General features: G+C 72.3%; 11 protein-coding genes. 5 read left to right on the top strand and 6 right to left on the bottom strand.

Features of this window, described 5'->3' with window-relative positions; translation table 11 throughout:
* Positions 1-73: 73 nt before the first annotated feature.
* The 3 genes from EDD29_RS17640 to EDD29_RS17630 form a co-directional block, all read right to left on the bottom strand.
* Complete coding sequence (locus tag EDD29_RS17640) at positions 74-1,804, bottom strand: class I adenylate-forming enzyme family protein (RefSeq protein ID WP_123670541.1); 1,731 nt, start codon at positions 1,802-1,804, stop codon at positions 74-76.
* Between the two features lie 107 nt (positions 1,805-1,911).
* On the bottom strand, positions 1,912-4,083 hold the full coding sequence (locus EDD29_RS17635; RefSeq protein ID WP_123665454.1) for an acyl-CoA dehydrogenase family protein: 2,172 nt from the start codon (positions 4,081-4,083) through the stop codon (positions 1,912-1,914).
* 8 nt (positions 4,084-4,091) lie between these two features.
* Positions 4,092-4,955, bottom strand: coding sequence for an amidohydrolase family protein (locus tag EDD29_RS17630; protein WP_123665453.1), 864 nt, complete (start codon positions 4,953-4,955; stop codon positions 4,092-4,094).
* A gap of 139 nt (positions 4,956-5,094) precedes the next feature.
* Between EDD29_RS17630 and EDD29_RS17625 the strand changes: the two genes are divergently transcribed.
* The 4 genes from EDD29_RS17625 (at position 5,095) to EDD29_RS17610 (ending at position 8,555) form a co-directional block, all read left to right on the top strand.
* The gene (locus EDD29_RS17625) at positions 5,095-5,709 is read left to right on the top strand and encodes a TetR family transcriptional regulator (protein ID WP_211359767.1); all 615 of its coding nucleotides are present in this window, start codon (positions 5,095-5,097) and stop codon (positions 5,707-5,709) included.
* 176 nt (positions 5,710-5,885) lie between these two features.
* The gene (locus EDD29_RS17620) at positions 5,886-7,136 is read left to right on the top strand and encodes an amidohydrolase family protein (RefSeq protein ID WP_211359766.1); all 1,251 of its coding nucleotides are present in this window, start codon (positions 5,886-5,888) and stop codon (positions 7,134-7,136) included.
* An 83-nt stretch (positions 7,137-7,219) separates the two neighbouring features.
* A complete protein-coding gene (locus tag EDD29_RS17615) occupies positions 7,220-7,507 on the top strand; it encodes a hypothetical protein (RefSeq protein WP_123665452.1) in 288 nt (95 codons plus the stop codon).
* A 40-nt stretch (positions 7,508-7,547) separates the two neighbouring features.
* Positions 7,548-8,555, top strand: a complete 1,008-nt coding sequence (locus tag EDD29_RS17610) for an MBL fold metallo-hydrolase (RefSeq protein ID WP_123665451.1) — start codon at positions 7,548-7,550, stop codon at positions 8,553-8,555.
* Between the two features lie 165 nt (positions 8,556-8,720).
* Here EDD29_RS17610 and EDD29_RS17605 read toward each other — a convergent pair whose 3' ends face one another.
* Positions 8,721-9,095: a hypothetical protein gene (locus tag EDD29_RS17605; protein WP_123665450.1), complete on the bottom strand. Its 375-nt coding sequence runs from the start codon at positions 9,093-9,095 to the stop codon at positions 8,721-8,723.
* A gap of 191 nt (positions 9,096-9,286) precedes the next feature.
* Here EDD29_RS17605 and EDD29_RS17600 point away from each other — a divergent pair, with 191 nt between their 5' ends.
* The gene (locus EDD29_RS17600) at positions 9,287-9,931 is read left to right on the top strand and encodes a dihydrofolate reductase family protein (RefSeq protein ID WP_123665449.1); all 645 of its coding nucleotides are present in this window, start codon (positions 9,287-9,289) and stop codon (positions 9,929-9,931) included.
* A gap of 66 nt (positions 9,932-9,997) precedes the next feature.
* On the opposite strand, the gene EDD29_RS17595 is transcribed toward EDD29_RS17600, so the two are convergent.
* The gene (locus EDD29_RS17595) at positions 9,998-10,867 is read right to left on the bottom strand and encodes a metal-dependent hydrolase (RefSeq protein WP_246052827.1); all 870 of its coding nucleotides are present in this window, start codon (positions 10,865-10,867) and stop codon (positions 9,998-10,000) included.
* Entirely contained in the window at positions 10,864-12,351 is a 1,488-nt protein-coding gene (locus EDD29_RS17590; protein WP_123665448.1) for a flavin-containing monooxygenase, read from the bottom strand. Before EDD29_RS17590 ends, EDD29_RS17595 begins: the two co-directional genes overlap by 4 nt.
* Between the last annotated feature and the right edge of the window lie 87 nt (positions 12,352-12,438).

Genomic DNA, 12,438 nt, shown 5'->3' with positions numbered 1-12,438 from the left:
CCCCCGCCCCGGCGTTCGAGGCGGCGGCGGCCCCTGTGCGGCTCGGCCCGGTCGAAGCTCCTGCGAGGGGTGTTCAGCCGGCCGCGGCGTGCTCCTCTTCGAGGACGCGTTTGAGCACCTTGCCGGTCTCGGTGTACGGAAGGGCGTCACGGAACTCGACGTGGGCGGGCACCTTGAAGGGGGCGAGGGTCTCCCTGGCGAAGGCGCGGACCCCGTCGGCGGTGAGGGTACGGCCCTCCTCGAGAACGACGAAGGCCTTCACCTCCTGGCCGAGCACCTTGTCGGGGACGCCGATGACGGCGGCCTCCCGGATGTCCGGGTGCTCCACGAGGCGGTACTCGATCTCGATGGGGTAGATGTTCTCGCCGCCGCGCAGGATGAGGTCGCGGATGCGGCTCTCCAGGTACAGCAGGTCGCCGTCGAGCCTGCCGTAGTCGCCGGTGCGGTACCAGCGTTCGCCGTCCAGGACGTCCGCGGTCGCCTCCGGGTCGCGCCAGTATCCGAGGAAGACGCCCGGACCCTTGATGTGGATCTCCCCGACCTCGCCCTCCGGCAGCGGTGTGCCGTCCTCGGCGCGGATCTGCACCCGGACGGTCGGCACCGCCGCGCCCACCGAGCCCGGGTGCCGCTCCAGCATCAGCCCGGTGAGAAGGGTGCCGGAGCCGAGCGTCTCGGTCATGCCGTAGCCGTTGCCGAGCTGCACGCCCGGCATCGTCTCCTGGATGTGCCGCATCAGCTCCGGCGGGAAGACCGCTCCCCCGCTGCCCGCCATCGTGACCTGGCCGGTGCGGAAGGAGGCGAAGTCGGGGTGCGCGAGAATGCGCCAGTAGTGAGTGGGGACTCCGCTCCACTGGGTGACGCCGTGCTCGTGGGTGAGCCGCAGGGTCCGCTCGGCGTCCCAGCGGCCTGCGCCGGGGAAGACGAGCTTGAGTCCCGACGCCGGGGCGGACGTCAGCGTGATGCCGGCGCCCGAGACGTGGAACAGCGGGCTCACGACGAGCGACGCGCGCTGGACGTCCGGCGGGACCTGCCGGTACCGCGCTCCGTCGAGCAGCGCGGTGGCCGCGCCGCCGAGCGCGCCGTGCTGGCTGAAGAAGACGAAGTTGCGGTGCGAGATGGTCGCGCCCTTGGGCAGCCCGGTCGTGCCGCTGGTGAACATGATCGCGGCCGGGTCGTCCTCGGCGATGCCCGGCTCGGGCAGGGCGGCGCCGGAGGGGACCGCGAGCGCCTCCCCGTGGAGGTCCTTCAGGAGCAGCGCGGCCGTACCGGAGGCGCGCATCCAGGGCGTGGCCTCGGCGCGCAGGCCCGGCTCGCCGTGCCCGAGCAGGAGGACGGGTTCGGTGAGCGCGAGCCCGAAGTCCATCTCCCGCCCGGTCCACCAGCCGTTGAGCCCCACCAGGACGGCGCCGAGCGAGACCGTCGCCCAGTAGGCGAGGACGTGTTCCAGGGTGTTGGGCGCAGCGACCGCGACGCGGTCGCCCTTGCCGACGCCGTGGCCCGCGAGGACCCTTGCGTAGACCGCGACGAGTTCGTACGCCCGGCCGAAGGTGATCGGCTCCACCCCTTCGAACACCAGGTAGGGGAGGTCCGGTGTCGTGTCACGGGCGTGGGCGAGGAGGGCGGGCAGGTGCGGGGCGCGCCGGACGAAGACCTCGGTGGGGACGCCTAGGACGTCCTCGGTCGCGCGCTCGAAGGGGGCGCCCGGCCCGCACAGCGCGGCGCGGACCTGGTCGGGGAGCAGCCGGTCGCCCGGCCAGGTGAGGGTGGCGGGGGCCTCGGTGGCGCGGTCGTGGGGATGGTGCATGGTCACGCGATCCTCCGGGGTGGGGGAGAAGCCGGGCGAGCGCCCGGTGGAGGCGCACGGGGCGCCGGGCCCGGGACGGCAGGCGGCGTCCCGGGGAGAGGACGGCCTCAGCCGCGGGGCAGTCCGAGGATGCGTTCGGCGATGACGTTGAGCTGGATCTCCACGGTGCCGCCGCCGATGAGCTGCGGCGGGACGGACAGGTAGGCGTGCACGACGTCGTCGGCGGACCCGTCGCGCAAAGCGGCGTCACCGGCCCACTCCAGCGCCGTGTCGCCGATCCGCGCGGTCTGCCACCCGGCGGCGACCTTGATCAGGCTGGCCTCCGCGCCGGGCTTGAGCCCGGACACCCTGCGCAGGGTCGCGCGGAGGCCCATCGCCGCGATCGCCTGGGACGCCGCGGTGAGGCCGCCGAAGTCGCGCAGCACCGCGTCGTCGGCGGGCGCTCCGGCCGCGCGGGCCAGGGCCCGCAGGTCGAGCGAGGTCTCGCTCATCCCGCCCATGCTGACCCGTTCGTTGCCGAGGGTCGTGCGGGCGAGGGTCCAGCCCTGTCCCGGCGCGCCGACGAGCCGGTCGTCGGGCACGAACACGTCGTTCAGGAACACCTCGTTGAACAGGTGGCCGCCGTTGGCCTCCCGCAGCGGACGGATGTCGACGCCGTCGGCGCGCATGTCCACCAGGAAGTACGACAGGCCCTTGTGCTTGGGCGCGTCCGGGTCGGTGCGGGCGAGGCAGATCCCCCAGTCGGCCTCATGCGCGCTGGACGTCCAGACCTTCTGGCCGGCCAGCCGCCAGCCGCCGTCCACCTTGACCGCGCGGGTCGTCAGGGACGCCAGGTCGGAGCCCGCGCCGGGCTCGCTGAACAGCTGGCACCACACGAGTTCGCCGCGCAAGGTCGGCGGCACCAGGGTCTCGACCTGCTCGGTCGTGCCGTGCGCGATGACCGTCGGCAGCGCCCACTCGCCGATCACCATCGACGGCTGCGCCAGCCCCGCGGCCTCGTACTCCTGGGCGATGACGAGCTGCTCGACCGGGGTCGCGGCCCGTCCGTAGGGTGCCGGGAAGTGCGGCGCGACGAGTCCCGTCCGGGCGAGGAGGGCGCGGCCCTCGACCAGCGGGAGCCCCGCCGCCTCGCCGATCACCGCGGCGATCTCGGCACGGAACGCGGGGTCCTCCTCGGGCAGCTCCAGGGTGAAGTCGCGCTCGCCGACGAGCGCCGCCGCGCCGAGCCTGCGCTCCCAGACGGCGTTCGCGCCGATGAGCGCGGCGAGCGCGATACCGCGCCGCCAGGCGAAGTGCGCGTCGTGCTCCCAGGTGTAGCCGATGCCGCCGAGCAGCGTGATCGTCTCCAGGGCCAGCCGGCGCGCGGCGGGCACGCAGGTCACCGCCGCCCCCGCGGCGGCGAGGGCGAGCTGGCCGGCGGGGCCGCCGAGGGCGCGCGCCGCGTCCCAGGCCGATGCGGCGAGCATCTCCCGCTCGACGAACATGCGGGCGCACTTGTGCTTGATCGCCTGGAAGGACCCGACGGGGCGGCCGAACTGCTCGCGCGTCTTCACATAGGCGAGGCCGGTCTCCAGGCACCAGCGGACGTGCCCGACGGCGTCCGCGGCGCAGAGGGCCGCCACGACGTCGGCGGCACGGGCCTCGTCGAGGGCGACCACCTGGTCCCCGGAGACCCGGTACTCCTTGAGGGTGAGGCGGCCGACGTCGCGGGTCGGGTCCACCCCGGCGGCCGCCGCGATGTCGCCGGGCGCAAGCGCCGACGCGTCGACGAGGAACCACACGGCGCCCCGCTCGGCGCGGGCGCCGAGGAGGATCAGGTCGGCGTGCGCGGGCGAGAGCAGGTGGCCCGTCGTCCCGGTGACGGTGTAGCCGTCGGCGGTCTCGCGGGCGATGAGCGCGTCGGTAGCCGGCGAGAACGTCCCCCGGGCGCCGGCCGCGAACCGCTTCAGCGCGGCCTCCGGCGCGGGCCCGTCGACGGCCCAGGTCAGCACGGCGCTGGTGAGCACGGTGGCCAGGAACTGCCCGGGGTACAGGCCCCTGGCCATCTCCTCGACGACCACGGCGAGATCGACGCCCGTGCCGCCGCCTCCGTCGCACTCCTCCGGCAGGTGTACCGCGAGGAAGCCCTGTGCGGCGAGGGCGTCCCAGCTGCCGGGGAGTTCGCCCTCGGCGAGCCGGTCGAGCGCCGCGCGGGTGTCGGCGCGGGGGGCGTGGCGGGCGGCGAATCCGGCGACGGCCTCGGCCAGCCCGGTCTGCTCTTCGGTGAGTCCCAGGGTCATGTCCGCCCCTACTTGTCGAGTTTGAGGACGCGGCGGGCGTTCTCGTGCAGGAACTTGGGCCAGACGTGGTCGCGGAACGGCACGTGCGGCATCGCCTCGAAGATCCTCTCCAGCGAAAGGCCCATCGGGTAGTAGCCCGCGTAGATGATCTTGTCGGCGCCGCGGGTGTTCGCGAAGTCGATGATGTCCTTCGGGTAGTACTTCGGCGAGAACGCACTCGTGGAGTAGTGCAGGCCCGGCCACTTCAGCATCAGCTTCACCGCGAGGTCCGTCCACGGCTCGCACCCGTGCCGGGTCACCATCACCAGCTCGGGGAAGTCGAACATGACCTCGTCGATCAGCTCGACCCGCTGCGGATCCATCCGCAGCCGCGGGCCGGGGACACCCGCGCACACGAAGATCGGGATGTCCAGCTCCACGCACTTGGCATAGAACGGGTACATCTTCTTGTCGTTGATCGGGACCTGGGGGAAGGCCCCCGCCGGGAAGACGCCGACGGCCCGGGTGCCGAACTCCTCGTACTCGCGGACCATCTTGCGGATGCCGTCCATACCGGTGTTGGGATCGATGTTGCCCGAGGCGATGAACCGGTCCGGGTACCGCTTGAGGGCCGCCCGGGAGACCTCGTCGTCGACGCCGATCAGGCCCTGCGTGATGCCGTGCTCGTCCATCCCGCGCAGCGTGACGGCGATGGGGTCGTCGGTCGGCAGGTCCTTGGGGACCTCCTTGAACATGTACTCCGCCGGGAACTCCATCTCCTCCCTGGAGGCGAGGTCCTTCGTCTGCCTGCGGATGAAGTCGTAACGGGCCGAACCCGCCTCGGGGAAGGCGATCATCGTGTCGATGACGGGGGTGCCCTCGGGGAACGCCATGACGGCTCCTCTCAGCGATGTGAAACGAGATTTTGAAACGTTGTTCTAATCTTGTCAAGACCAAAGTCCCACCGGCAGAGGACCGAAGGCCCGCCGAACGCCCCGGAGCCCTGAAACGCCGTTGCTCTACACTGGCGCCGTGAGCCAAGACTTCTTCCGCGCGCCGGTGACGACGATGACCGCCAGCCAGCTCGAACGGCGCCGCAAGCTCACCGAGGCGGTCATCGAGATCGTGTCCGAGACCGGGCCGGAGAACCTCCAGATGCGGGAGGTCGCCGAACGCTCGGGCGTCGCCCTCGGCACCGCCTACCGGTACTTCGCCTCCAAGGAGCACCTTCTGGCCGCCGCCTGGGCGAACTGGCACCGGCAGCTGACCGAGCGCGTCATGGCCGAGACGGCCGCCCGCGGCGGGAAGAAGGCAGGGGACACCGTCTGCGAGAGGGTCCTCGGCTTCGTGCAGCGCGAGATGCGCGCCTTCCAGCGCAATCCGAACTTCGCGCGCCTCGCGGTGCTGGTCGAGGCGTCCAGCGACCCCTACGTGAGCGAGACCCTCGCCGAGCTCGGCGAGGAGAACCAGCGGGTCATGCGAGCCCTCATGGAGGGCGTGCCCGAGGAGATCGCGGCGCCCGCCCAGACCGCCATCGGCTCCACCCTCGGCATGGGCCTGATCTCCTGGACGACCGGCCGCGCCACCCTCACCGAGACCCAGCGCAACCTGACCGAGGTCACGCGCCTGGTCCTGCGCGACCTCTGACGCCGCCGGCGCGGCCGCGTCCAACGCGCTTTCCCGCCGCGCAGTGTGAACGCGGTTCTCGCCACATCTTTACAAAATGCACCCTGAGCTGCCCTCCTCGCCCTGGTGAGGCCTGCCCCGCGCCAGCTGGCGCTTGCCATAACAGAAATGGTGTTCTAATTTGTGCCCAGCTTCCGGTGACCGCCGCCGCGCTGTGGCGCGGCAGGTCCACCCCGTTCCCCGAGGAGGGCGACCCGATGGCGCACGAACTCCCGTTCAGGTTCTTCGACTGCGACAACCACTACTACGAGGCGACCGACGCCTTCACCCGGCACATCGAGCCGGAGTACCGCAAGCGGACGATGCAGTGGGTCGAGATGAACGGCAGGACCCGGCTCCTGGTGGCCGAGAAGGTCAACAAGTTCATCCCGAAGCCGACCTTCGACCCGGTCGCCGCGCCCGGAGTCATGGACGAGTACTTCCGCGGCCGCAACCCCAAGTCCGCCGACATCGGCGCGCTCATGGGCGAACTCGAGCCGATCCGGCCCGAGTACCGCGACCGCGACGCCCGCCTGGCCGTGATGGACCAGCAGGGCATGGACGCCTGCATCATGCTGCCCACGCTCGGCGTCGGGATGGAGGTCGCCCTCGCCCACGACATCCCGGCCCTCGCCGCGGCCTTCCGCGCGTTCAACCGGTGGCTCGACGAAGACTGGGGCTTCGCCTACCGGAACCGGATCTTCTCCGCCCCGTACATCACCCTCGCCGACCCTGCCAACGCCGTCCGCGAACTGGAGTGGGCCCTGGAGCGCGACGCCCGCTTCATCGTGATGATCCCCGGCCCCGTCCAGACCGAGGCCGGCATGAAGGCGCCCGCCGACCCGGTCTTCGACGCCTTCTGGCGGCTCGCCAACGACTCGGGCATCACCGTGCTCTACCACGGCGGCGAGACCCACTACACGAAGTTCCTCCAGGAGTGGGGCGAGTCGAGCTTCACCGAGGCGTTCCGCGCCAACGCCTTCCGCGGCCTCATCTCCACCGACCCCATGCAGGACACCATCGCCAGCCACCTCGCGCTCGGCCTCTTCGTCCGCTTCCCCAACCTGCGGGTCGCCACGATCGAGATCGGCTCCGCCTGGGTCTTCCACCTGTTCGAGAAGCTCTCGAAGTCCTACGGCCAGGTTCCCCACCTGTTCCCCGAGGACCCCCGCGAGACCTTCAAGCGGCACGTGTGGGTCTCCCCCTTCTACGAGGACGAACTGCGCAGCCTGCTTCAACTGGTCGGCGACGAGCGCATCCTCATGGGCTCGGACTGGCCGCACGTCGAGGGCCTGGCCGACCCCGCCTCCTACATCAAGGACCTGGAGAACTTCGACTACACGCCGGAGCAGAGCGAGAAGGTCATGCGCGCGAACGGCTGGGACCTGGCCACCCGCCGCCCCGTCTGACCCGGACCGAAGGGGGCGGACCGGGCCTCCGCCCCCTTCCCGCGCCGCCGTCCGGCGCGAGGAGACCAACGAAGGGAGCCGTCGTGCTGCTCAACAAGCTCACGGTCATCAACCAGCTCATGGCGGAAGGCGAGGAGGACGCCGCGGTCCTGCTCGCCAGGTCCGCGATCCCCGACACCATCGACACCCGGCGGGACCTGCCGACCCTGCGCGCCTTCGGCCTCGACGAGGACGACCTCCTCGCCATGCTCCCCGCCGTCACCGGCACCGCCGACCGCGCCGAACTCACCCCGGACGAGGCGGCGACCCTGGACCGCACCATCTCCGACCGCTGGGCCGACCTGGTCGCCACCTGGACCGGTGCGCGCTGACGCGGCGGCGCACCGCGGACACGAGGAATCAGGGGGAGAGATGAACGAAGAAGCGCCCGCGGAAGTGCTGCCCGGGATCTGGCACCTGCCCGTCGTGGTGGAGCGGAACGTGCCACCGACCGTCAACGTCTACGCGATCGAGTCGGGCGGGCGGCTCCTCTTGGTCGACGTCGGCTGGGACGAGACGAGCGGACGCTCCCTGGAGGCCGGGCTGCGCGGCATCGGGGCCGGACTCGACGACATCGAAGGCGTCGTCCTCACCCACGGGCACCCGGACCACGCGGGTCTCGCCTCCTGGGTGCAGGAGCGGACCGGGTGCTGGGTGGGCGTCCACCCGGCCGACCGACGGCGGTTCGGTCCGCCGCCGGACGCCCCGGGAATGGCGCGCCTCGGCGCCCCGCCCGGCGTGGACGAGGCCCTGGCGCGCAAGTTCGGGTCCGTCGAGGTCGGCGTGCCGCGGCTGACCCTCCTCGACGACGGGGCCGAGGTGCCGGTCCGCGGCGGCCGATCGCTCAAGACGGTCTGGACGCCGGGCCACAGCCCCGGGCACCTGTGCCTGCTCGACTCCTCCGGCGCGCTCTTCACCGGCGACCACGTCCTCCCGGGCATCAGACCGCGCCTGAACGAGGCGGGGACCGGCGCCGATCCCGTCGGGGCCTATTTCGAGAGCCTCCGCCGGACCCGGGGCCTGCGCGCCGCACTGATCCTCCCCGGCCACGGGAGCCCCACCGCCGACGCCGCCGCGCTGCACGACGACGTGCGGCGCCACTACGAGGCGCGCGGACGGCGGATCCTCGCCGCCGTCCCGCGGGGACCGGGCGGGATGACGGCCTGGGACGTGGCGGGCGTCCTGGCGGCGGACCGGGAAACGGCCCCCTCCCTCACCGCCCAGGCCCTCGCCGCGACCGAGGTCGTCAACTTCCTGCACCACCTGCGGCGGACCGGCGAGGTCCGGAGCGAGGGCGACCCCGCCCGCTGGTCCCGCGCCACGAGCCCTTCGCCGACGGATCAGCCCGTCGCCGGAGCGGCGGCGCCGGGGAAGCCGTAGGCGGCTTCGTCGTTCACGTCGGTCCGGGATCCGCTCGATGCTCCAGCCGTGGAGGCCGACCCCTGATGGACATCAGTGGCCATCCGTTCGGATCGGGGGGTCAGCGGTCGGTACTCCTGTCAGAGGCCACGGTCGTCACCCGGCCGTCCGGGGCGCAGGACGGTCTCACCCATGGGTCAGGCCCCGTGCGGTGACGCCCTGGGCGAGGAGGTGGCGCAGCTCCGGGCCGGCGACGATCGCGGACGCCTCGGGATCGGCGCGGGACCTGAGGCGGGTGAGCACCCAGTACTCCCCGGCCCGGGGGTCCACCGCGTCCGGCCGGTCCGCCGGGAGGTCACCGGCCTCTTGCGCGCGATAGGCGACGAAGAGGTCGGGCACCACCATCCCGGGCCCGTCCGGTGCGAACCACTCGGCGAGGAGCTCCGGGGCCGGACGGTTCAGTACCCTGGGCCACGACAGCGCGTACTCGACGCAGTCCCTGATGACGCCGTCCGGATCATCGTCGATCTCCGCCCTCCCGGGCCATCGCAGGTTCCTCATGCGCACCGATCCCACCACGCCCGCCGCCGCCGGGTCAGCGGATCGCGCCGACGGAGCCCGTTCCGGGCGGCGGGAATCGCATTCCCGGAAGATCGTGCCGCGCGGGACGGCAAGAATCCGCCTTCTGTTCCGACCACCTGTCCGAGGGGCGCCCGGCCTGGGCGTTCCGCTGGAGTATTCGAGGAGGACGCATGTCGCAGTTGCTGAGGGTGCAGTGCTTCACCGTGTCGCGGGACGGGTTCGGCTCAGGTGAAGGGCAGAGCCTTGAGCGGCCCTTCGGGCACGCGGATCCCGCCGCCCTCATGGCGTGGGCGGGCGCCACCGCGAGCTGGGTGAACCGCACCGACCCTGGCGGCACCCGCGGCCTGGACGACTACCTGACCCGCGACTACGCCCGGAACATCGGGGCCGAGATCATGGGGCGGAACAAGTTCGGCCCGCAGCGCGGCCCGTGGGCGGACCACGAGTGGCAGGGCTGGTGGGGCGATACCCCGCCGTTCCACACCCCGGTCTTCGTGCTCACCCACCACGAGCGGCCGTCCTTCACCCTGGCCGACACCACCTTCCACTTCCTCGACGCGAAGCCGGCCGAGGCGCTGGCGCGCGCGAAGGAGGCGGCCGACGGACGGGACGTGCGCCTCGGCGGCGGCGTCGCCACGGTCCGGGAGTTCCTGGAGGCCGACCTGGTCGACACGCTGCACATCGCCGTCGCGCCCGTCGACCTCGGCCGGGGTGAGCGGCTGTGGGCGAACCACACCGACCTGCTCGACCGCTTCCACCTGGACACGGTGCCGAGCCCCAGCGGCATGACCCATCTCCTGTTCTGGAGGCGATGACCGGCACGGGCCGTGGGGAACGCGTGCCCTGCCCGTCGGCCCGGCTCGGGCAGGGCACGCGTGCGGTCAGGTGAGTCGGTCTCGGAGGGCGCCCTCCGGGCCGAAGAGCTCTGCGCGCCAGCGGTCGAGGGTGTCGGTGGCGTCGAAGTCGTCGGGGTGGAAGCCGGGGCGCTGGTAGGCGCGGACGCGGGCGCGGACCTTCGGGTCCAGGAACGGGGAGCGGCGCAGGGCCCGCAGGCTCGCGAGGAGGCGGCGCGGGTTGTAGAAGGCCGGGTCCCTGAGCAGGGAGAGGAGGGTGAAGACGCCGGTCACGACGAACAGGCCGACGCTCGCCTCGATCATCGTGCGGCGCCGCATGCGCTCGGCGCCGCCGACCGCCCGGTAGACGTCGAAGGCGACGGCCTTGTGCTCGGCCTCCTCCAGCGCGTGCCAGAGCAGCACGTTGCGGACCTCGGTGTCGCCGAGCAGCGCCTGCGCCCGTGGATCGGTGAGCAGGCACTCGGCGAGCGCCGCGGTGTAGTGCTCCAGCGCGGCGGTGTGGCCGAGGGCGACGCGGGGCGGCATGAACCGGGTGCTCAGGCCCATGCTCCGCTTGACGAAGGCGTCCACCCAGTGGGTGGGGTAGCCCATCTCGCGGAGCGCGGCGTTGAGGCTCTCGTGCTCGCGACCGTGCACGACCTCCTGGCCGATGAACGCCTTCACCTGGCGCTTCAGCTCGGGGTCGGTGATCCGGCCGGAGTAGTGCCGGACGGAGCGGACGAAGAAGTCCTCGCCTTTCGGGAACGTCGCCGACAGGACCGCCACGACATGGCTCATGACGAGGTCGTCGTCCACGTAATGACGGCGCAGCGATCCCTTCGGGTGGGTGAAGCGGAGGCGGCGGACCTGCATGGTCCGCTCGGGGGCGGGCTGCGCGGGGACGGAAGGGGCGGTCATGCGTGCCTCGTCTCGTAGAGGTAGTCGTCCAGGGGGAAGGAGGCGGCGGCCTCGCGCGCTTGGGCGGAGCTGGTGGGGCGCAGGTAGGGGAGGTCGCCGTGGTGGTCGAAGTAGTAGCTGCGGGCCGTCGCGCAGCGTCCGTGGAAGACCGAGCCGCCGAGCCTGCCGCGCATCTCCCCGGTCCATCGCGCGGCGGCCTCCGGGCGGACCTCGACCGCGGTCGCGCCGCGTCGCCGCGCCTCGCCGAGCACCCGGACGACGTGTGCCGCGGTCGTCTCGACGAGCTGGTGCCAGGTCCCGCCGACCCAGCCGTACGGGCCGAACATCATGAAGTGGTTCGGCAGTCCGGGCTGGGTGACGCCCTCGTACGACGCCAGCCGTTCCGTCGCGTACCGCTCGGCGAGGTCGAACCCGTCCCGGCCGCGCACCGGGGTGCGGCGGAAGACCTCGGGGTCGGACGCGAGGCGGAACCCGGTCGCGAGGATCAGCACGTCGGCGGGGTGTTCGGTGCCGTCCTTCGTGCGGAGCCCCGTGGGCGTCACCCGCTCGATCGGGTCGGTGACGAGGGCGACGTCCGGGCGGTTGAAGGTGCGCAGGTAGGCGTTGGAGACCGACGGGCGCTTGCAGCCGAACCCGTAGTCCGGGACGAGCTTCGCGCGGGTCTCCGGGTCGCGGACCTGGGTGCGGTACCAGGTGTCGCGCAGCAGCCGCTCCAGCCGCGCGGTGACCGCGGGGCGGTGCCGGACCACGCTGTCGATCAGCAGGTACTCCACGCCCCGGGTCGCGGCCCGCCGCACCGCCTCCTGGAACCGCGGAGCCCGCGCGTACAGGCGGCGCAGCGCGGCGGGCACCGCGGCGTCGGGCTTCGGCGCGATCCAGATCGGGGTGCGCTGGTAGACGTCGAGGTGCGCGGTGCGCCGGGCGATCTCGGGGATGATCTGGACGGCGCTGGCCCCCGTGCCGACGATCGCGGCGCGCCGGCCGTCGAGCGGCACCGTGTGGTCCCAGGACGCGGAGCGCAGTACGTCGCCGCGGAAGTCCTCGATGCCCGGGATGTCCACCGGCTTGGGCTCGACGAACGCGCCGATGGCCGAGACGACGAAGCGCGCGGTGATCTCGCCGCCGGAGGTGGTCAGCCGCCACAGGTGCAGCTCCTCGTCCCAGTCGCGGCGGACGACCTCGGTGCCGAGCCTGAGGTGCGGGCGGAGCCGGAACCTGTCGGCGAGGCCCTCGACATAGGATCTGACCTCGTGTCCGGGCGCGAAGACGCGGCTCCAGCCCGGGTTGGGCGCGTAGGAGAACTGGTACGCCTGTGCCGGGACGTCGACGCCGATCCCGGGATAGGTGTTGTCGCGCCAGGTGCCGCCGATGGCGGCGGCCCGTTCCAGGATGACGAAGTCCTCGATCCCGGCCCGGCGCAGGGCGATGCCCATGCCGATGCCGCTGATCCCCGCGCCGATCACCACGACCTCGTGCTCCGGCATGACCGACCCCTTGTTGTTGGAGATTCGGTCTAATACTGAGCCGATGTAACAAGTATCGTCAAGATGTAAAGCCCGTTAAGCTGCTGA

Origin of the sequence: Actinocorallia herbida, from assembly GCF_003751225.1 — a bacterium.
Lineage (GTDB): Bacteria > Actinomycetota > Actinomycetes > Streptosporangiales > Streptosporangiaceae > Actinocorallia > Actinocorallia herbida.
Note: the sequence above shows the minus strand (reverse complement) of the source record. Positions and strands in the feature narration are given on the sequence as shown.